Below are 20,206 nucleotides of genomic sequence, written 5' to 3'. Positions count from 1 at the left end.
GCCTCACTCTGCCGCGACCGCGGCCGGGGCGCCGCGTCTGGGTTCAGGCGTGAGGCGCACGGTGGGCTCGCGCGTTGCGATCAGCCCTTTGGGCCGCCAGACCATGAGCATCACCATGGCGAGGCCGAACAGCAGCATGCGGTACTGCGCCGGATCGAAGTCGCCGCCGAACACCGCTTTCAAAACGTCGAGCTCGCGCAGAAGCTCCGTGCCGCCGATCATGACGGTGGCCGCGATGGCGACGCCGAGCATGCTGCCGAGCCCGCCCAGCACGACGATGGCGACGATGATCGCGCTTTCCATGAACTCGAACGACTTCGGGCTGATGAAGCCCTGATGCGTGGCGAAGAATGCCCCCGCAAGACCGCCGAAGAAGGCGCCGGCAGCCAGCGCCGAAAGCTTGGTCTTGAACGTATTGATGCCGAGCGAGCGGCACGCGATCTCATCTTCACGCATGGCCTCCCAGGCGCGCCCGACCGGCAGCGTCCTGAGCCGCGTCGTCACCCAGTAGGTGAAGAGAGCGAGCGCCAGCAGCAGATAGTACATGAAGGTGATGCGCGGCAGCCCGAGCGTCGCTGCGAGCCCGGTGGGCTCGGAGCCCAGCGAGTAGCCGAGCACCGACGGCTTCGGAATGCTGGAAATGCCGGCATAGCCACCGGTGACCGGTACCCAATTGATGAGCACGAGCCGCACGATTTCCGCGAAGGCGAGCGTGACGATGGCCAGATAGTCGCCGCGCAGCCTCAACACCGGCAGCCCCACGAGCAGGCCCCAGAAAGCGGCGAGAATGCCGGCCAGCGGCAGCGTGATCCAGAACGAGAGGCCGAAGGTCTTGGCGAGCAGCGCCGACGAGTAGGCGCCGACGGCGTAGAAGGCCACGTAGCCGAGATCGAGCAAGCCCGCGAGGCCGACCGCGATATTGAGCCCCCAGCCCAAAAGCACGTAGATCAGGATCTGGATGCCGTAATTGTCCATGACCTTGAGAACGCCCGGTCCGCCGGCGGCGGCAATTCCCGTGGCGATGAATGGGAAGGCCAGGAGCAGCAAGAGCCCGAGACGCGGCAGGTACGCCAGGAAGGGATGCGGCGGCGCCGTGGAAGGCGCCGTCTTGGAGGCTGTACGCGCGCGGATGGCCGGTCCGAGCATCTCGAGCAGCAGCGTTCCGAAGAGAGCGATCCCCGCGAGCCCGAAGGCGAGCGGCCAACGCTCGGTCAGGACGAGCTGATTGGAAAGGTTGGCATCCGTGCGCAGCGCAACGATGGGGAACGCGAGGCCGAATGTGACGAAGGCGGCGAAGAACGCCTTTTTCAACGCGGCACCCGCGCTTGCCATGGCTCAGACCTTTTCGACGTCGGGCCGGCCGAGCAGGCCCGAGGGCAGGAAGATGAGCACGATGGCCAGGATCGAGAACGCCGCCACGTCCTTGTAGTCGATCGTGAAGTAGGCGGACCAGAAGGTCTCGATCAGGCCGATCAGGAGGCCGCCGAGCACGGCGCCGGGCAGCGAGCCGATGCCGCCGAGCACGGCCGCCGTGAAGGCTTTGACGCCGGGCACGAAGCCGTCGGAGAAACTGACGACGCCGTAGTAGGTCATCCAGAGCAGGCCCGCGACCGACGCCAGCGCCGCTCCCATGATGAACGTGATCGAGATCGTGCGGTCGACATCGACGCCGAGCAGCGAGGCCATCTTGCGGTCCTGCTCGCAAGCCCGCTGCGCGCGCCCGAGCGGCGTATGGCGCACCACATACCAGAGCACGCCGAGCAGCACCGCCGTGACCACCATGATCAGCAGTTGCTTCTCGGCCAGCGTCGCCGAGCCGTTGCCGATCGGAAGGTTGATGACGTTGGAAAGGATGGGTTCGAGCGTTTTGTTGTTTGGGCCCTGCACCACCTGCACGAAGTTGGAGAGGAAGATCGACATGCCGATCGCCGAGATCATCGGCGCCAGCCGGAACGACCCGCGCAAGGGGCGGTAGGCGAGCCGCTCGATGACCCAGCCCCAGAGACTGGTCAGCGCCATGCCGAGCACGAGCACGATGAGGAGCGCCAGCCCGAGCGAGCCGATCCCCAGGAGCTGCGTCAGGAGGAGGAACAGGATGAGGGCGATGAAGGCGGCCAGCATGAACACGTCGCCGTGGGCGAAGTTGACCATGCCGATGATGCCGTAGACCATCGTGTAGCCGATGGCGATCAGACCGTAGATGGATCCAAGCGTGAGTCCATTGATGAGCTGCTGGACGAAATAATCCATAGGCCGGCCGTCCCCCGAGTTGGCTTCACCGTATGGTTTTAGCGGGCGAGGGCGCCAAGGGAACTGATTTTTCGCGATTCCGCCAGGGGCAGGCGTGCAGAGGCATCACCTGCTGTGGATTTGGGCAACACCGGAGCAAATTTTAGCGGCCTGCCTCGCGATATCGATTCCCTCCACCGCAAGGAGGTGGCCCGCCCGTTCTCGCGAGCGCCTAGATCACGTTGTGGGTGCCGTCGCACCACGGCTCGTCGTCGGTGGCCTTGCAGCCGCAGAGATTGAACGTGGCCGTCGAGGGCGCCTGGAACTCGAGCGGCTCGATTCCCGTGCCCTCGTGAGAGCCGTCGCAGAAAGGCTGCGATTTGGACCGCCCGCAGCGGCAGTACCAGTAGGTCTCGCCCTCCACGAGGTCCACCTGATAGGGGCTCGTTTGCGCAACGACGGGTTCTTCAGCCATGCTCCACTCCCGATAGATCATGTGTCTTCCGGCGTACCGGCTTCGCACGCCAGCGGCAAGAGCGACGTATTGGCCGAGATCAGGGCCGAACCGGGATCGAGCCGCGCTCTAAACCACGTTGAGGGGATAGCGCTCGATGGTCTCGCCGCCTTCGTCGTCCTGCCACGACACCCGAAGCTCGCCCGGCCCCGGCACCTTGAAGAAAAAAGACACGTAAGGGTTGGCGGCGATGCCGGATCCGAATTCCGCTTTGAAGATCAGGGCCTCGTCGTAGTGCGCCGTAAAGGTGTGAATGATGTTGCGCGGGATCGGCTTGCCGTCCGCATCCTTGCGGTTGCCTGTCTCCATGACGTGCGTGATCAGCGCCTTGATCTCGATCACATCGCCAGCTTGCGCCTGCTCTGGAAACCGGACACGGGGTTTGGAAGCGGCCATGCGCGTCACTCCGCTCCGCAACCGCCGATGCCGACGTTGACCGTCGTCCGCGCGATCAGCAGCGTATTGTCGGAGGTGAGCGCGACGGCCACCACGTCCTGAGTTTTGGCGAGCCGCATGCGTCCCGAGACGGCGGCCTTGCCCGACAACGGCGTGAAGCGGAACGTCGCCACCAGGGGCTGAGGGTTCTGCGTCGACAGGAGATGAATGCGCGCCACATGGTCCGCGTCGGTCATCGGGCTCTCGACGCCGATTTTGTAGGGCACGATGTTGCCGTTCTCGGCGTCTTCGGGAAGCTCGAGCGTCATCCGTCCTTCGATCGGCGACCCATTGCCGACGATCTTGGCGAGCGCGTCCTGATAGTGGGCTGTCGGCACGAGGGGAGCGGGATCGGCAGTAGCCGCCGCTGCTGCGGGGTGATCGGGCTCGGCGACTGCCGGACGCGCGGCCCCCGCGAGCGCGAGCGCTCCAGCGCCTGCCAGCACCCTGCGCCTGTCCACGAGCGGTCGACCTGGAATGTCGGAGGTCACAAGCGATCTCGCAATCATTGCAAAGAGAAAAGTCCAACCGCCACGTGGCAGCTTCTCCCGAGTCTTTGGGACTGCTAGCATAGGATTGAAATAGGGTGCAAATCATGCGGCCCGGTCATGAGCTTTAAGGGACGACGCCGGCGGTGTGGGGCATTTCTGCTCTTTGCCGCGCTGTTCTTCGTTGGCTTCGGTCTCATGGCCCCGCTTTCCGAGCCGGCACGCTCGGCGTCGGATATTCGCCTGCTGATGGTTGTGGAGCCGGGCTGCCGCTTCTGCCGCGCATGGGACTCCGAGATCGGTCCCGGCTACCGCAAGAGCGCCGAAGGACGCTTCGCGCCCCTGAAGCGCGTGCGGCGCGGCGCGCCGGAGACAAAAGGCCTTGCACCGATCGTCTACACGCCGACGTTCGTCGTCATGCGCTCGGGCGAGGAGCTGGGCCGCATCACCGGCTATCCCGGGGCCGACTACTTTTACGGCGAGCTACGGCCGCTCCTGGCCGCCGCCGGATTTTTTCCAAGCCTGTGACGAATCTTGAGCCGAGGGACAGAAGAGCCATGCACGAGATCGACCGTAGACAGCTGACCGGCGGACTGGCCGCCCTTTCGTTGGGTGTTCTGCTGCGCCCCGGCAGCCTGCGCGCGGCGGCGCGTTCACGCGTCGCCATCATCGGCGGCGGGCCGGGCGGCGCGACGGTCGCCGTCACGCTAAAGCGCGCCGCGCCGGACATCGACGTCACCCTCATCGAACCGCAGCGCCAGTACACGACCTGCTTCTATTCGAACCACTTCATCGGCGGATTCCTGCCCTTCAGCCGCATCACGCATACCTATGCCGGTCTCGTCTCGCTCGGTATCAACGTGATCTACGAGCGCGCCACCGCCATCGATGCCGAGAAGCGCGAGGTGAGGATCGAGCACGGCGCCAACGTCCCCTACGACCGGCTCGTCGTCGCGCCCGGCATCGCCCTGAAGTACGGCTCCATCGAGGGCTATAGCGAGGCCGCGAGCTATTTCATGCCCCACGCCTGGAGCGGAGGGCGCCAGTCGCGGCTGCTGCGCGAGCGCCTCGACGACATGCCGAACGGCGGTCTCGTCGTCATCGCAGCCCCCCGCAATCCGTACCGTTGCCCGCCGGGACCCTACGAGCGCGCCTGCCTCATCGCCAACTACCTGAAGCGCGAGAAGCCCAAGAGCAAGCTGATCATCCTCGATCCCAAGATGGCGTTCTCGAAGCAGGCCGTCTTCGAGGAGGCGTTCGCGAAATACTACAAGGGCATCGTCGAGCTGCGCCTCACCAACGACATCGACGACATGAGCGTCGTCCGCGTCGATCCGAAGACCGGCGAGGTGGTGACCAAATCCGGCGAGACGTTCAAGACCGCGGTCGCCAACATCATTCCCGATCAGACGGCCGGCAAGATCGCGCTCGATGCCGGATTGGCGGAAGGCGGCTGGTGCCCGATCCTGCCGGAGACGTTTCGCTCGGCCAAGATGGAGAACGTCTATGTCGTCGGCGACGCGACGGTGGCCGCCGACATGCCGAAGTCGGCCTTTTCCGCCAACAGCCAGGCGCGCGCCGTCGCGGGCCACATCCTCGCCGATCTGACCGGGGCAGAGCGGCCCGCCGCCGCCTACCGCAACACCTGCTGGTCGATGCTGGCCCCCGACGACAGCGTCAAGATCGGTGCCGACTATGCGCCGGGCGATCTCAAGGGCAAGCACGCCTTGGTCCCCAAGGATCCTTTCATCTCGAAGACGGGCGAGAGCGCCGCGCTGCGCAAGGAGACCTACGAGGAAAGCCTCGCCTGGTACCAGACGCTGACCGACGACATCTTCGCCAAAAGGGCTTCCGCCACCGGCCGCGTTGCCCCATCCGGCCGCGGTTGAGCGGCAGGATCTCTGATCTGCAACACCGGCTGCTTGGAAATTGCGAGTAAATACAACGTTCGGCCATAGTCCGCGGACGAAGATTTCCACCGATCCGTACTCCGGGGAGCCGTTTCAGAGAGAAACACTTTATATTCTCCACGTATCCTCTGGCGCCGGAGGGGTTGTGCGGGGGCGCAGGACAGTCGGGAACGATTGGTCTCTGCAACTCTTAATCTGCAACTCTTGAGGAGTGCTGAGCCGGTGATGGCTTTGCGCCCTGGCCGCGAACCGACGGGCCGAGCCCGCGGATCACGGACAGGCGAGAGCGGAGAGGTCGATGGCGTTGATCCTGCTTTTGATCGCCTTGATCGCAATTGCGGTCGCGCTCGGCATGTGGCGAGCCTCACCTTGGCAGTGGGCCGCCGGCCTCGGCCTCGTGACTCTCCTTTGGCAATGCGGTGTCTTCCATGGCGCCGCGCATTGGCCTCACATCGGCGTTCTCGGGTTCTTGGTTTGGGTCGGTCTTGCCGCTCTGGGATCTCTTTCGGTCGCCGAGGTGCGCCGCCGCGCCGTCACACAGCCGGCCTTCAAGCTGGTCCGCAACATCCTGCCCAAGGTCTCCGACACCGAGCAGCAGGCCCTCGACGCCGGCACCGTCGGCTTCGACGCCGAGATCTTCTCCGGCACGCCCGACTGGACCAAGCTGCGCGCCGTGCCGCCCATCGTGCTCAGCCCCGAGGAGCGCGCCTTCCTCGATGGCCCGACCGATGAGTTGTGCGCCAAGATCGATCATTGGCAGATCCGTCACGCCGAGCGGCGCATGCCGGCCGAGATCTGGGAGTTCGTCAAGGCGAACGGCTTCCTCGGCATGCTCATTTCCAAGGAGCATGGCGGCCTCGGCTTCTCCCCCCAGGCGCAATCGCTGATCCTTGGCAAAATTGCCTCCCGCTCGCCTGACGTGGTGACCATCGTCATGGTGCCGAACTCGCTTGGCCCCGGCGAGCTGATCGAGAAATACGGCACCGACTCCCAGAAGGAGCACTATCTTCCGCGCCTCGCAAAGGGGCTGGAGGTGCCCTGCTTCGGCTTGACGGGGCCCAACTCCGGCTCTGATGCCGCCACCATGCGCGACATCGGCACCGTGGCCAAAGGAGAGCACGAGGGCCGCGAGGTGGTGGGTATCCGCCTCTCCTGGGAGAAGCGCTACATCACCCTCGGCCCCGACGCGACGTTGCTCGGCCTCGCCTTCCGCCTTTTCGATCCCGACAAGCTCCTTGGCGACAAGGAGGACATCGGCATCACCGTCGCGCTCATCCCGACGACCCATCCCGGCGTCAACATCGGCCGCCGGCATCTGCCGTCCGGCGCCGCGTTCCCGAACGGCCCCAACTGGGGCACCGACGTGTTCATCCCGCTCGACTGGGTCATCGGCGGCCAGAAGATGGTGGGCCAGGGCTGGCGCATGCTGATGGAGTGCCTCGCTGCCGGCCGCGCCATCTCGCTGCCGTCCTCTGCCACCGCCGGCGCCAAGATGATGCTGCGCGTCTCCACCGCATATGCCCGCATCCGCCGTCAGTTCGGCCTGCCTGTTGGACGCATGGAAGGTGTCGAGGAGCCGTTGGCGCGCCTTGTCGAGACCGCTTACGTCAACGAGGCGGCGCGCGCCGTCACCGCCGCGATGGTGTCCCGCGGCGAGCGCCCGTCGGTCATCTCGGCGCTCATGAAATACCAGACCACCGAGCGCCTGCGCAGCGCCGTCAACGACGCCTTCGACATTCATGGCGGCCGCGCCATCTGCGACGGCCCCTCGAACTACCTTCAGGCCGCCTATCAGCTCGTGCCCGTCGGCATCACGGTCGAAGGGGCCAACATCCTCACCCGCACGCTGATCACGTTCGCGCAAGGCGCATTGCGCTCGCACCCCTACCTCTACAAAGAGGTGCAGGCCGTGCAGAACCCCAACGCGGCGGCCGGGCTCGCCGCCTTCGATGAGGCCTTCGGCGGTCACGTAGCTTTTTCGCTCTCGAACGTCGCCGGCGCCTTCTTCCACAACATCACGCTCGGCCTTTTCGCCGAGTCCGCCGAACGCGCCCAGGGTCTGGAGACGATCTACAGGCAGCTGTCGCGCGCCTCGCGAAACTTTGCACTCGTCGCCGACATTACGGTCGCGCTGCTGGGCGGCGGCCTCAAGGTGAAGCAGAAGCTCACCGGCCGCCTCGCCGACGCTCTATCCGAGATCTATCTCACGTCCTGCGTCCTGAAGCGCTTCGAGGACGATGGGCGGCCCGAGGCCGATCGTGACATCGTCGCCTTTGCCGCCGCCAACGGACTCCACCGTTTCGAGGAAGCGTTGCGTGGCGTCGTCGAGAACTTCCCCAACCCGGTCGTGGGCGCCGCCCTCCGCGTCATCGTCTTCCCGTTCGGCCGCCACTACTATCCGGCACCCGACGCGCTCGGCGCGCGGATCGTGCGCCAAGTCTTGCAGCCCGGCGAGGTTCGCGATCGCCTGACGCGCGACATCTACGTGTCCGAAGATCCGGACGACGCCACGGGACTGCTCGAGGTAACGCTGAAAAAGGTCGTTGCGGCGGAAGAGGCGGAAAAGAAGCTGGAGCGCGCCATCCGCGCCGGCACCGTGCGCCGCTACCACGGCCTCGATTGGATCGGCGACGCCGCCGATGCCGGATCGATCACCGAAAGCGAGGCGCAGCTCCTGCGCGAGGCCGAGGCCTTGACGCAACGCGTCATTGCCGTCGATCATTTTGCGCCCGAGGAGCTGATGCCCCATTATCGCAAAGCCGCGCCCGTGAATATCGGCCACAACTCCCGCGGCCTGACGGGCGCCAACCAAGCGTGAGAAAAGAGGCGACGCCCCATGTCCGATAGCACCGAGTCCGGCGACACCCCGGCAAGCGCCGAGCCCTTGGCGCCGCAGCCGAGCGCGCTGGCATTCCGCGACTGGCATTTCTCCGTCGATCAGGAAGGCATCGGCTGGGCGATCTTCGATCGTGAAGGCCAAAGCGCCAACGCCCTCGGCACACGTCCCCTCGAGGAGCTGGGCAAGATCGTCGATTGGGCCGAGGAGGGCGCACGCCGCCGCACCATGTCGGGCCTCGTAATCCTGTCGGGCAAGGACAAGGGCTTCATCGTCGGCGCCGACATCAACGAGTTCGACGGCTTCGAGACCGAAGCCCAGGTGATCGATCGCCTGCGCCACGTGCTGGCGCTGTTCGACCGCATCGAGCGCCTCGCCATTCCCGTCGTTGCCGGCATCCACGGCGTGTGCGTCGGCGGCGGCCTCGAGCTGGTGCTCGCTTGCCATTACCGCATCGCGACCCGCGACGAGGGCACACGCGTCGGCTTCCCTGAGGTGAAGCTCGGCATCTTCCCCGGCTGGCACGGCACCGCGCGCTCCATTCGCCAGGCGGGCCCCATCGCCGCCATGCAGGCGATGCTGACCGGAAGCATGATTTCCGCCTCGCGCGCCCGCGCCATGGGCCTCATCGATGAATTGGTCGCGAGCCGCAGCGCGCTCCGCTGGGCGGCCCGCAAGGCCGTGCTGAGAAAACGCAAGGCGAAGCCCGCCGGGCTGACCAAATCCCTTCTGACGCGCTGGCCGGCGCGTGCTCTGCTCGCCAAGAAGATGCGCGACGAGACGAAGAAAAAGGCGCGCGAGGCGCACTATCCCGCACCGTTCCGCCTGATCGATCTCTTCGAGCTGCACGGCGGTGATCTGGAAGCGTTGAAGGCCGCCGAGACGCGCTATTTCGCGCCGCTCCTGATCTCCGAGCAATCGCGCAATCTGCGCCGCGTCTTCAAGCTCTCCGAGCTTCTGAAGAGCCAGGCACCGAAGGATACGGGCTGGAAGCCGGTGCGTGTCCATGTCATCGGCGCCGGAACGATGGGCGCCGACATCGCCGGCTGGTGTGTCGCGTCCGGCATGGAGGTGACGCTGCAGGATCTCTCGCCTGAGGTGATCGACAAAGGCATCAAGGCCCAGTCGAAGCTCTTCTCGCGCAAGTTCAAGACCAAGGCCCAGAAGGCGGCAGCCAGAGCGCGCCTCATCGCCGATCCTCAGGGCGTCGGCGCAGGCCATGCCGACGTCATCATCGAGGCCATCGTCGAGCGCCTCGATATCAAGCAGAAGCTGTTCGCCGACCTCGAAGGCAAGATCAAGCCCGGTGCCATCCTGGCGACCAACACGTCGTCGCTCGAGATCGAGGCCATCGCCGCGCCGCTCAAGGATCCCGGCCGCCTGATCGGACTGCACTTCTTCAATCCGGTGGCGCTGATGCCGCTGGTCGAGGTTGTCCGCGGCGCCGGCAGCCGCGAGGAGGATGTGAAGAAAGGCGCGACCTTCGTCACCGCCATCGGCAAATTCCCGATCATCACCAAGAGCGTGCCCGGCTTCCTCGTCAACCGCATCCTCGTTCCCTACATGATGAGCGCCATGGCACGCCTCGAGAAGGGTGAGGAGAAGGAGAAGATCGACGAGGCGGCACGCACGTTCGGCATGCCGATGGGACCCATCGAGCTGGCCGACACCGTTGGCCTCGACGTCTGCGCGCACGTCGGCCGCACGTTCGGCCTCACGCCGGATGGCTCGCTGCTGCAGCGCCTCGTCGAGTCGAAGAAGCTCGGCAAGAAGACGGGCGAGGGCTTCTACGTCTGGAAGGACGGCAAGCCCGACAAGGGCGACAAGGCCTACCCGGCGACCGAGCTGGAGCGCCTGGGGCGCGAGCTGGTCGAGCCGCTGATCCAGGAATCCGAGCGCGTCCGCGACGAGCACATCGTCGAGAGCGCCGACCTGGTCGATGCTGGCGTCATCTTCGGCACCGGCTTCGCGCCGTTCCGCGGCGGACCGTTGCACTTCAAGGCGAGCGAGCAGAAGCAGAATGCCGCGCTCGCTGCCGCAGAGTAGTTGGAATCGCGCTCTCCGCCGTGCGTGGGAGCAGAGGGAGATGACGGATGGCAGAGACATTGCGCCGGGTCGGCATCGTGGGCGGCGTCCGCACGCCCTTCTGCCGCTCGAATACGTTCTACGCGGACCTCTCCAACCTCGACTTGATGACCGCGGCGCTGAACGGCCTCGTCGACAAGTACCGCCTCAAGGGCGCACACATCGACGAGGTGGTCGGGGGTGCGGTGGTCACGCACTCCAAGGATTTCAATCTGGCGCGCGAAGCGGTGCTCGGAACCAGGCTCGCGCCTTCGACGCCGGGTATCACGCTGCAGCAGGCCTGCGGCACCAGCCTGCAAGCGGCCGCCAGCATCGGCGCCAAGATCGCGACGGGTGAAATCGAGTGCGGCATCGCCGCCGGCTCCGACACCACCTCCGACGCTCCGATCGTCTTCACGAAGAAATTCGCCTCCCGCCTGATCCAGCTCCAGCAGCAGAAGACAGCGATGGACAAGCTGCGCGTCTTCCAGGGCTTCAGCCCCGGCGAGCTGGTGCCGCAGCCGCCCAACGTCGCCGAGCCCCGCACCGGCCTCACCATGGGTCAGCACTGCGAGCTGATGGCGCGCGAATGGAAGATCACGCGCGAGGCGCAGGACCGCTTTGCCTTCGAGAGCCACCGCAAGGGCGCCGAGGCCTACCGCTCCGGCTACATGGATGACCTCATCGTGCCGACGGCTGGCGTGTTTCGCGACAATAACCTGCGCGAGGACATCAGCCTCGACAAGCTCGCGACCCTGAAGACGGCCTTCGACAAGTCCGACAAGGGAACGCTGACCGCCGCCAACTCGACGCCCATGACTGACGGCGCCGCCTGCGTGCTGCTCGCGAGCGAGGAGTGGGCTGCGAAGCGCGGCCTCGCCCTCCAGTCGTTTCTCTCCTACACGCAAACCTCCGCCAACAACTTCGTCGACGGCGAGGGGCTCTTGATGGCGCCGACCATCGCCGTGTCGAAGATCCTCGACCGCGCGCATCTCCATCTGCAGGACTTCGACTTCTACGAGATCCACGAGGCCTTCGCCGCTCAGGTGCTTGCGACCCTCAAGGCGTGGGAGGATCCCGAGTACTGCCGGGATCATCTCGGCAAGGGTCATCCGCTGGGCTCGATCGACCGCGCCAAGCTCAACGTCAGAGGCTCGTCCCTCGCCTTCGGCCATCCCTTCGCCGCCACCGGCGCGCGCGTGTTGGCCAACCTCTCGAAGTTGCTCGCCGAGAACGGTGGGCGCGGCCTGATCTCGATCTGCACCGCGGGCGGCATGGGCGTCGCTGCCATTCTCGAAAGCGCCACCCGCGCGGAGGCCCGCGCCGCCGCATAGTCCCTCGGGCGAGGGTGCGTCACCCAGGCGCGCCTTTCCCGCGCCGGATTGCCGGTCGATGCTTCGTTCATAGCGCTCATCCCGCCGGACGTGCGTCTGACGTGGATCAGGGTTGCAGCGAAGGGGCGCCGGAATGACGAACGACACGGGAATATCACGCAGAGGCGCTTTGGCCGGGCTCGCGGGATCGGCAGCCTTGCTGGCCGGTGACAAGGCCGCAACCGCTGCAAGCCCCGCATCTCCCGTCGTCTCCGCTGCCGCCAACGTCTGCCGCATCACGCCGCGCATGGTCGAGGGACCGTTTTATTTCGACCCCACGCTGGTGCGCGAGGATATCGCCGAGAGCCGCCCCGGCGTGCCGCTCAAGCTCGCGCTCCAGGTCATCGAGGGCGCAACCTGCCAGCCGATCTCCGGCGCGCGTGTCGATGTCTGGCACTGCGATGCCACCGGTCAGTACTCGGGCTATGACGGGCAAAGCGACGACCGGAGCGTCTCGACCAAGGGCGAAAAATTCCTGCGCGGCACGCAATCGACCAACAGCGCCGGCGAGGTTGTCTTCAAGACCATCTATCCCGGCTGGTATCGTGGCCGCACCACGCACATCCACTTCAAGGTGCTGCTCGACGAGAAGACGATGCTCACGGGGCAGATGTACTTCCCCGATGCGCTCTCCGAGTACATCTTCACCAATATCGCCCCTTACAACACCCGCAACGCCAAGCGCGACACGCTGAACAGCACCGACTGGATTGCCGGCGCCGATGGCGACCACATTTCGTTCGTGAGCGTCCGAGAGGAGGCCGATGCCTACGTGGCGACGCTGGTCATCGGTGTCGATCGCGCGGCTGCCCCCGAGCCCGCGGGCTCAGGCCGCCCGCCGGGCCCGCCTCCGGGTGGCCCGGGCGCAGGTGGTCCTCCGGGTCCGCCGCCCGGCGGTCCACCACCGGGCATGGAAGGCGGCCCGGCTCAGCCGCGCGGCACGGGCTCTATGGTCCCCGGCGCCAAGATCTGAGCGCGAGGAAAGCCGCACCACCCCCCGTCATCTCGCGCACGCTCACATGTCGGGTGCGTTGGAGAGTTGGATCCTCGGCATAAAGCCGAGCATGACAGTGTGTGAAATCAACGCGACAGGAGCTCCAACTCCCACGCGCGCCGTCCGCGGCCGTCAACTGCCGCGCGTCTTTTGCGACTCCTCGGCCTTGAGCTCCTTCTTCGAGAGCTTGCCGATCATGGTCTTGGGCAGGCTGTCGCGAAACTCGATCTCGGACGGCAGCTCGAGCTTGGAGATCTTCACCTCGAGATGCTTCATGAGGTCGCCGCGTGTCACGGTCGCGCCGGCCTTGAGCTTGACGAACGCCTTCGGCGCCTCGCCCCGGTACTTGTCCGCAACGCCGATGACGATGGCCTCTTCCACCGCCGGGTGCTCGTAAAGCGCCTCCTCGATGCGCCGCGGGTAGACGTTGTAGCCCGAGCAGATGATGAGGTCCTTGATGCGGTCGACGATGAAGAAATAGCCGTCGTCGTCCATCACACCGACGTCGCCGGTGCGCAGATAGGCGCCCGCGAACTGCGCCGCCGTCTCGGCCGGTTTGTTCCAGTAGCCCTTCATGACCTGCGGGCCGGCGATGCAGATCTCGCCACGCTCGCCTTTCGGCACCTCTCGCGTCGGGTCGGTGAGGTCGCGAAGCGACACTATGGTGCCGGGAATGGGCAACCCGATCGAGCCTCGCCGCGCCGGCGTGTCGAGCGGATTGCAGGTGACGACGGGAGAGGCTTCCGAGAGCCCGTAACCCTCGACCAGCGAGCAGCCGGTCACGGTGTCGAAGCGCTCCTTGACCTCGGCCGGAAGGGCCGCACCGCCGGACAGGCAGAACTTCAGGCACGAGAGATCGAAGGATTTAACTTGCGGATGATTGAGGATGGCATTGAACAGCGTCGGCACGCCGGCAAGCACGGTTAAGCGGTGCTTGTGGAGGAGGTCGAGCGCATCGTTGAGAACGAAACGCGGCATCAGAAACATCTCGGCGGCGAACTTCACGCCGAGGTTCAGGATCACCGTCATCGCGAACACATGAAAGAACGGAAGCGCGGCGAGCGATTTCTCTTCGCCGTAGACGAGCTCGGGGGCCCACGCGCCGATCTGCTCGACGTTGCAGAAGATGTTGGCGTGCGTGAGCATCGCGCCCTTGGGCGTCCCGGTCGTTCCGCCCGTGTATTGCAGCACGGCGATGTCGGACACGGGATCGATGGCCACGGGCTCGAACAGGGCAGGGTCGGCGAGCACTTCACTTTCGAGCCGCAGCTTCTCCCGCACGGGTGAAGAGCGCGGCCTCGCAAGCTCCTTCGACTTGAAGAGCTTGAACAGCACCGCCTTGGCCGCCGGCAGGAGATCGGCGAAGGAAGCGACCACCGCACCCTTGAGCGCCTTGTCGGCAATGAGCGTCTCGACCTTGTCGAACAGCAGCTTGAGATCGAGCGTGATCATGAGCTCGGTCTCGCTGTCCTTCACCTGGAAGGCGAGCTCCTCCAGAGAATAAAGCGGGTTGAAATTAACGACGACGCCGCCTGCTTTGAGGATCGCGAAGTAATAGACCACGTATGTTGGGGTGTTGGGAAGAAGAAGGCCGACCTTCGTGCCTTTGACGACACCGAGTTGCTGCAGACCTGTCGCTGCGCGGTCGACCAGTGCGCCGATCTCGCCATAGCTCAATGTACGGCCGAGAAAGGTCGTGCAGGGAAGCGTCGCGCTGCGGGCCACGGCCGCGTCCATGAGGTGGAACAGCGGCGCTGGCTCGAGCGCCATGTTCCAGTCGACGCCCTCGGGATAGCTCTTGATCCAGGCATGGGCTGCACGGTCGACGCCCTCAGCCACCCCGGTATTTGCCATCAATGGACCTCCCGCGCCGCCCTTTTAGGAGGTTAGCCCGAAACCCGCGTCTGAGTGCCGCGCAGGCTGTCGTGGCTTTGTTAATTCTCCGGGCAAGCATTATCTGGTTTCGGCGAGACGCTGCACATCGCTCGGCTCATTCAACACTTTTTTGCGCGCCTCGCCTAGTCTGTGCCCTGGAAACGGCACGGTAAAAGCCTGTGTCACGCGGAACTTCCAGGCGCCTCGGGATCTGTCATGCATGGCTTGTGCTGGAGAGCCGCAGGGGCCTAGACCCCCGTCGGCTGGACTTCAGGCTGGTTTAAGGATATGTGACGCCCAAGCTTGTGATAATTGCGGCCCTGCACTACTTAAGTGACTGATTACTTAAGTTGACAGAAGCGGGGTCCCTGCAAGTCGCGTGGGCAGGGTTTGGAGAGCGAGATGGACGAAGTCGCAACCAAAATCATCGACATCCTCAAGAAGCATATGAAAGAGCCGAGAGATGACATCTCTCTCTCGACCGCTTTGACGGATCTCAAGATCGAGTCGCTAGACCTTGCGATGATTGTGTTCGACATCGAGGATACCTTCGGTATCGAGATTCCGTACAACGCCAACGAGGACGTGGGCGACTTTAAGACTGTTGGCTCCGTCGTCGACAAGGTTAAGGGTTTGATGGCCGCTGGGCCTGCCGCCGCCAAGGCGTAACCCACAAAGGGCCCGTGATCTGCGGGCCTTCGAGACCCGTAAGCTGACTGTCCGTTGTCGTCATGGCACCCATGTCGACTCGGATGGCTGCGCGGTTCATTATCGCTGGGCGACATCTCCGATGCTTGCCCCGGCAGTTGGGATTGATTGAAACAAATGACAAACGGCAACGGCACACGTCGTGTGGTCGTCACGGGTCTTGGCGTGGTGACGCCGATCGGACTCAACGTGGCCGACTTCTGGGCGGGACTGCAAGCAGGCAAATCGGGCGTCTCTGATCTCGGTGGCTTCCCGCTCGAGGATCTCAAAATTCTCATTGCTGCGCAGATCAAGGACTTCGATCCCAAGGTCCAGCTCAAGAACTACAAGCGCGACAAGATCATCATGCATGCGGACCGCTACTCCTGGTTCGCGGCAGCCGCTGCCGAGCAGGCGGTCCAGCAATCGGGACTGCAGTTTCCTCTCGAGAACCCGTATCGCTCGGCGTGCATCATCGGCTCGGGCGCCGGCGGCCTCACCACCTTCGAGACCGCCTATCGCGACCTCTTCATTCACAACAAGCGCGCCACCAATCCGCTGACACTGCTCCGCATCATCGGCTCGTCCGCATCCGCGCATGTCGGCATCGAGTACGGAATCAAAGGCCCGACGTTTGCCACCTGCTCGGCCTGCTCGACGGCCACGCACGCATTCGGCATCGCCCGCGATTACATCAAGAACGGTCTGGTCGATGTCGCCATCGCCGGCGCGTCGGAGGCAGTCATCAACTACGGCACGATGAAAGCCTGGCAGGCCCTTCACGTTCTGTCGCCGCAGGGTTGCTTCCCGTTCGCCAAGAAGCGTAACGGCACGGTGCTCAGCGAAGGTGCCGGCATTCTCGTGCTCGAAGAATACGAGCACGCCAAGCGCCGCGGCGCCACGATTCTGGCCGAGCTCGCCGGCTACGGCATGGCCTCCGACAGCCAGGACATGGTGAAGCCCACCGTGGAAGGCCCGTCCTACGCCATGCGCATGGCGATCGACGACGCCAAGATCGACCCCTCGGCCATCGACTACGTCAACGCCCACGGCACGGCGACCAAGGACAACGACATCAACGAGACCAAGGCCATCAAGGAGGTGTTCAAGAACGCCGCCTCGAAGCTCGCCATCTCGTCCACCAAATCCATGACCGGCCATCCGCTGGGCGCGGGCGGCGGCATCGAGGCCGTGGCCACCATCAGGGCGATGCAGGAAAGCTGGGTCCCTCCGACCATCGGCCTCGACGAGGTCGATCCCGAGTGCGACCTCGACTACGTGCCCAACGTCGGTCGCAACAAGAAGGTCGAGTACGCCATGTCGAACTCGTTCGCCTTCGGCGGCTTGAACGCGGTGGTCGTCTTCGGCCCGCCGCCGGCCTGATCGAGCACGCACAAAACTCGCATGCAGACGGGGCCTTGATCGAGGCCCCGGTTCTGTTTCAATTGCTCCGATGCCGACCAACATCCTCCGCAAGCGGCCCAAGCCCGAGCGTGCGCCGAACGGGCGCCCGGAGACGGCGCCGCCACGCCACGTCTTGATCAGGGCCGGCCGCGTCTCTGTGCGCGCCGAACTCTATGCAACCCCGACGGCGGACCGCATCTGGGCCGCCCTTCCGCTCCACTCGACAGCCGAGACCTGGGGCCAGGCCATCCACTTCGAAACGCCCATCGAGACCGGGCGAGACCGCTCCGCGCGGCTACTGGGGACCCTCGGCGACATCTGTTTCTGGACGGAAGACGACCGCGTGCTGATCGCATTCGGCCCCACACCGATCTCCCGTCCCGGCGAAATCCGCCTTCCAAGACCTTGCAACGTTTGGGCAAAAGCTCTCGATGACGTAACCCTCTTGAAGGACGTCGCTCCAGGTGAGAAGGTGTCGGTGACGGCTATAAGCATATGACCCGCCGCGGTCCGAGCCTCGAGGGGGGCAAAGGACGAGTGGCAAGGAAGTCGTGCCGTCCAAAAACGTCTCGGGAGGCTGTGGTGCGGCACATACTCATCAGAGCAGGCAGCGTTGCCATTCGCGCGCGCCTTTTGGCGACGCCGACGGCGGATCGCATCTGGCAGGCATTGCCGATTTGCGGCTCGGTTCAGACCTGGGGCAAGGAAGTTTATTTCCGCACCCCCGTTTCGCAGGATCTGGAGCCCGACGCCCGCGTCGTCGTCAGCAAGGGCGAGATCGCCTTCTGGCCTGATGGGGATGCCATCGCCATCGGCTTCGGTGCCACCCCGATCGCGAAGCGCGGCGAGATCCGGTTTACCAGCAAGTGCAACGTCTGGGCCGTCGCCATCGACGACGTCGACCAGTTGAAGGGCGTCTATCCCGGTGAGGACATCACGGTGGTCGAGGCCGACGACGACGAGGACTGGATGACGGGTCCGCAGGTGCGGGACGCCCGCCGGGCGCAACACGCCATGCAGGCGGCCATGTGCCCGTCAGGCGAAGAAGGCGGCCCGGCTTAGCGCCTAGGCCCCCCGGCCCTTCCCGCAAAAAGAAAACCGGGGCGTGGAGAGCCGCCCCGGCTTGGTGGCCCGAGAGAGCTCGGGCGATAGAACCTAATTCCTTGAAAACCCTGCCGAAGCCGGATCTTACTTCGCAGCGACCTGGGGGCGTGCCTTGGACTTCGGCACTTCGCCGGCGGCGACGAGAGCGTTGATGCAGCGCGAGGAGAGGTTGCGGCCGACGGCGCGCATGCACTTGCGGACGCCGGCGCTGTCGGGATCGTGCTGGCTGCAGTGGGCGTAGTAGTCGGAGGCGCAGGCCATCTTGACGGCGAGGCTGGTGGCGCCGGCCTGGGTCGAGGCGGCGAGGGTGCCGATGGCGACAGCGGCGGCGAGTGCGGCGCGGGCTGCGAGAAGGGTGCTGATCGGGGTCATTGGTGCTCTCCATCACCGGGGTTGATGAGGAGACTTTGCCCCGGACCGCGCCATCCCGCTGTTCCGGGAGGAACCGGTCACGCAAAAAGCCGGAAATTTTCAAATTTCTGGCGGCAGGGGCTGGCGCAGGGTGATGATGCAACCATAAACGGGCCGAAAAGGCCCCGGCGGAGCCGCCCTAGGCCTGCGTCTCGCCGAGACGCACCAGCCCCGGAAGGCGCACCCGCAGGTCCTCGAGCTCCGCCGGATCGAGCTTGAAGAACATGTTCTTTGCGATTCGCCGCTTGAGGGCGTCGTCGAGTTCGCGTGCGAGCAGCACCACCGGCACGTCGCCGGGCGGGTAGAACTGGGCCGGTCCGGCTACTTTGAAGTCCAGCACGTGTTCGTAGAACGTCCGCCACTTGGTCTGCGTGGCAACCAGCAGGTGCTTGGCATCCATGGCGAGGCAGGCCGAGACGCCCGCGCGGATCGCGGCTGCGTAGAGACGCGCCCGATAGCGTGTGTTCGTGATGTCGGGATCGATGGCAAGGCGCGAAAGCTCGACCACGAGCCCTTGGGCGTCGCTCTTGATCGCCCCCACCTCGGGATAGACTTTCTCGCACGGCAGCACGGGCTCGGCCGCACCGGGTTTGTAGAAGCTCAGGCGCAGAGTGGCGATGCAGGCGCCGCGGCGGAAAAGCCCGGCGATGACGGTCGTCGGCAGATCGTCGTAGGCATCCGTGTAAATGCCAAACGGAGACGCCTCGATCAGCCCGGCGTTCACATAGCCGCGGTAGCGCAGCGCGAAGGCCTCGCGCCGGTTGTCGTCAGCCGCATACCAGACCGTGCGAACGACCGCATCAGCCTCATCCGCAACGCTTGGCGCGGTGTCGATTTTCGCTTGAGCTGTCAATTGGATGTCCCGACGTTTGGATGGAGCGAAGCCCCCCCGGCGGAGTGGGTCGAAGGTATGCGTTGCTAAATATATGAGTTCGCGCAACCGACAACGCCCCGCGATTGAGACCGAATGTCACGGAGCCGTCAAGGGAGGATGGAGGGTCGCCAGAGGAGGCCCCGTACGCGGGGACGGAACGAGACCTCCTCCTCGATGACCGAGACAAGGGTTGAGGGCAGATGTCCCGGCAACGAGGAGCGTGAACGAAGTATAGTAAACGAGCCCTAAACAAAAAAATATAGTTCTGCCCGCGGAATAACCGTGCAATGCGCACGTTATCTCAGCCCTCCGCAGTCGCGAGAAATCGCGAGAAGGCGCATCCTTCAGGATGCCGCTCAGATCCGCGAAGCGGCCCTGAAAGCCTCCAGCGCACGAAGCAGGTTCACGCGCAGATGCGGCGGCGGATAGCCATGCAGCGTGTGCCCGTAGGCCAGTCGCAGCCAGTGACGCACGTCGCGCAATCTGCAAATGGCGACCGGATCCGCAATGGCCCGCTCGATCGCATCGCATTCGGCCAGCATCACCTTGAGGCTATGCGCATTTGCGCCAACGGGCGTCGCCGCGACACGATCGATCAACGCATCGCACCTGAGCACGGCGTCGCATCTGAGCACAATATCGTCGGAAAGGCGCGTGTCGAGCATGGGGCTCCCTCCACCGCTGAGATTTGGAGGGTAGGCGAATTCGCAGGCGTTGGCGGCGTCTTTGCACACGCCGTCCACAGACTTACGAAACCGTATGCCGCAGCACAGGAGGCCGTAAGCGGAGGGGCGTAGCGTCGCGTCACTTCAAACACGGAGGAAATGCCATGATCAAAGCACTCAGCACCGCTCTTGTTGCCGGCATCCTGTTCGTCGGCGTCGCCCCGGCTTTCGCAGCCGATGCCGCCGCTCCGACGACCAAGGCGGATTGCAAGAAGGCCGCCGACATGAAGTGGGACGCCACCACCAAGACGTGCGTGAAGAAGTAGTCGAGTGGGAGGAGGAG

20 protein-coding genes are annotated in these 20,206 nt (G+C 64.9%); 11 read left to right on the top strand and 9 right to left on the bottom strand.

Annotation, left to right across the window (positions count from 1 at the left end):
- Positions 1–3: 3 nt before the first annotated feature.
- From livM to QZV93_RS10595, 5 genes are all read right to left on the bottom strand, one after another.
- The gene (livM, locus tag QZV93_RS10615; RefSeq protein ID WP_295558290.1) at positions 4–1,332 is read right to left on the bottom strand and encodes a high-affinity branched-chain amino acid ABC transporter permease LivM; all 1,329 of its coding nucleotides are present in this window, start codon (positions 1,330–1,332) and stop codon (positions 4–6) included.
- A gap of 3 nt (positions 1,333–1,335) precedes the next feature.
- On the bottom strand, positions 1,336–2,250 hold the full coding sequence (locus QZV93_RS10610) for a branched-chain amino acid ABC transporter permease LivH (RefSeq protein WP_295558289.1): 915 nt from the start codon (positions 2,248–2,250) through the stop codon (positions 1,336–1,338).
- Between the two features lie 211 nt (positions 2,251–2,461).
- The gene (locus tag QZV93_RS10605; protein ID WP_295558287.1) at positions 2,462–2,704 is read right to left on the bottom strand and encodes a CDGSH iron-sulfur domain-containing protein; all 243 of its coding nucleotides are present in this window, start codon (positions 2,702–2,704) and stop codon (positions 2,462–2,464) included.
- 108 nt (positions 2,705–2,812) lie between these two features.
- Positions 2,813–3,139 carry a thiosulfate oxidation carrier complex protein SoxZ gene (gene soxZ / locus QZV93_RS10600; protein ID WP_295558286.1) on the bottom strand — a complete coding sequence of 109 codons (327 nt, stop codon included), beginning with the start codon at positions 3,137–3,139 and terminating at the stop codon, positions 2,813–2,815.
- A gap of 5 nt (positions 3,140–3,144) precedes the next feature.
- Complete coding sequence (locus QZV93_RS10595) at positions 3,145–3,639, bottom strand: thiosulfate oxidation carrier protein SoxY (RefSeq protein WP_295558284.1); 495 nt, start codon at positions 3,637–3,639, stop codon at positions 3,145–3,147.
- Between the two features lie 147 nt (positions 3,640–3,786).
- On the opposite strand from QZV93_RS10595, the gene QZV93_RS10590 reads away from it, so the two are divergent.
- The 6 genes from QZV93_RS10590 (at position 3,787) to QZV93_RS10565 (ending at position 12,822) form a co-directional block, all read left to right on the top strand.
- Positions 3,787–4,194 carry a thioredoxin family protein gene (locus QZV93_RS10590; protein WP_295558282.1) on the top strand — a complete coding sequence of 136 codons (408 nt, stop codon included), beginning with the start codon at positions 3,787–3,789 and terminating at the stop codon, positions 4,192–4,194.
- Positions 4,195–4,223: 29 nt separating this feature from the next.
- The gene (locus tag QZV93_RS10585; protein ID WP_295558280.1) at positions 4,224–5,555 is read left to right on the top strand and encodes an NAD(P)/FAD-dependent oxidoreductase; all 1,332 of its coding nucleotides are present in this window, start codon (positions 4,224–4,226) and stop codon (positions 5,553–5,555) included.
- 319 nt (positions 5,556–5,874) lie between these two features.
- Positions 5,875–8,394: an acyl-CoA dehydrogenase gene (locus QZV93_RS10580; RefSeq protein WP_295558278.1), complete on the top strand. Its 2,520-nt coding sequence runs from the start codon at positions 5,875–5,877 to the stop codon at positions 8,392–8,394.
- An 18-nt stretch (positions 8,395–8,412) separates the two neighbouring features.
- Positions 8,413–10,458: a 3-hydroxyacyl-CoA dehydrogenase NAD-binding domain-containing protein gene (locus QZV93_RS10575; RefSeq protein WP_295558276.1), complete on the top strand. Its 2,046-nt coding sequence runs from the start codon at positions 8,413–8,415 to the stop codon at positions 10,456–10,458.
- 47 nt (positions 10,459–10,505) lie between these two features.
- Positions 10,506–11,810: an acetyl-CoA C-acetyltransferase gene (locus QZV93_RS10570; protein WP_295558275.1), complete on the top strand. Its 1,305-nt coding sequence runs from the start codon at positions 10,506–10,508 to the stop codon at positions 11,808–11,810.
- A gap of 133 nt (positions 11,811–11,943) precedes the next feature.
- Complete coding sequence (locus tag QZV93_RS10565; RefSeq protein WP_295558273.1) at positions 11,944–12,822, top strand: intradiol ring-cleavage dioxygenase; 879 nt, start codon at positions 11,944–11,946, stop codon at positions 12,820–12,822.
- 153 nt (positions 12,823–12,975) lie between these two features.
- Here QZV93_RS10565 and QZV93_RS10560 read toward each other — a convergent pair whose 3' ends face one another.
- Positions 12,976–14,697, bottom strand: a complete 1,722-nt coding sequence (locus QZV93_RS10560; protein WP_295558272.1) for a long-chain fatty acid--CoA ligase — start codon at positions 14,695–14,697, stop codon at positions 12,976–12,978.
- 423 nt (positions 14,698–15,120) lie between these two features.
- Here QZV93_RS10560 and QZV93_RS10555 point away from each other — a divergent pair, with 423 nt between their 5' ends.
- The 4 genes from QZV93_RS10555 to QZV93_RS10540 all read left to right on the top strand — a co-directional run bounded on the left by QZV93_RS10555 (position 15,121) and on the right by QZV93_RS10540 (position 17,871).
- Entirely contained in the window at positions 15,121–15,387 is a 267-nt protein-coding gene (locus tag QZV93_RS10555; protein ID WP_295558270.1) for a phosphopantetheine-binding protein, read from the top strand.
- Positions 15,388–15,543: 156 nt separating this feature from the next.
- Positions 15,544–16,788 (top strand): beta-ketoacyl-[acyl-carrier-protein] synthase family protein, encoded by a 1,245-nt coding sequence (locus tag QZV93_RS10550; protein WP_295558248.1) that lies wholly within the window; start codon positions 15,544–15,546, stop codon positions 16,786–16,788.
- A 70-nt stretch (positions 16,789–16,858) separates the two neighbouring features.
- Positions 16,859–17,308 (top strand): cyclophilin-like family protein, encoded by a 450-nt coding sequence (locus QZV93_RS10545; RefSeq protein ID WP_295558247.1) that lies wholly within the window; start codon positions 16,859–16,861, stop codon positions 17,306–17,308.
- A gap of 83 nt (positions 17,309–17,391) precedes the next feature.
- Entirely contained in the window at positions 17,392–17,871 is a 480-nt protein-coding gene (locus QZV93_RS10540) for a cyclophilin-like family protein (protein ID WP_295558246.1), read from the top strand.
- A 126-nt stretch (positions 17,872–17,997) separates the two neighbouring features.
- On the opposite strand, the gene QZV93_RS10535 is transcribed toward QZV93_RS10540, so the two are convergent.
- From QZV93_RS10535 to QZV93_RS10525, 3 genes are all read right to left on the bottom strand, one after another.
- Positions 17,998–18,285: a hypothetical protein gene (locus QZV93_RS10535; RefSeq protein ID WP_295558244.1), complete on the bottom strand. Its 288-nt coding sequence runs from the start codon at positions 18,283–18,285 to the stop codon at positions 17,998–18,000.
- Positions 18,286–18,463: 178 nt separating this feature from the next.
- The gene (locus QZV93_RS10530) at positions 18,464–19,177 is read right to left on the bottom strand and encodes a hypothetical protein (RefSeq protein WP_295558242.1); all 714 of its coding nucleotides are present in this window, start codon (positions 19,175–19,177) and stop codon (positions 18,464–18,466) included.
- Between the two features lie 377 nt (positions 19,178–19,554).
- The gene (locus QZV93_RS10525; RefSeq protein ID WP_295558241.1) at positions 19,555–19,863 is read right to left on the bottom strand and encodes a hypothetical protein; all 309 of its coding nucleotides are present in this window, start codon (positions 19,861–19,863) and stop codon (positions 19,555–19,557) included.
- 164 nt (positions 19,864–20,027) lie between these two features.
- Between QZV93_RS10525 and QZV93_RS10520 the strand changes: the two genes are divergently transcribed.
- The gene (locus tag QZV93_RS10520) at positions 20,028–20,189 is read left to right on the top strand and encodes a hypothetical protein (RefSeq protein ID WP_295558240.1); all 162 of its coding nucleotides are present in this window, start codon (positions 20,028–20,030) and stop codon (positions 20,187–20,189) included.
- The last annotated feature ends 17 nt before the right edge of the window (positions 20,190–20,206 follow it).

This window comes from uncultured Hyphomicrobium sp. (genome assembly GCF_902826555.1).
In the GTDB taxonomy this organism is placed as follows: Bacteria; Pseudomonadota; Alphaproteobacteria; order Rhizobiales; family Hyphomicrobiaceae; genus Hyphomicrobium_C.
Note: the sequence above shows the minus strand (reverse complement) of the source record. Positions and strands in the feature narration are given on the sequence as shown.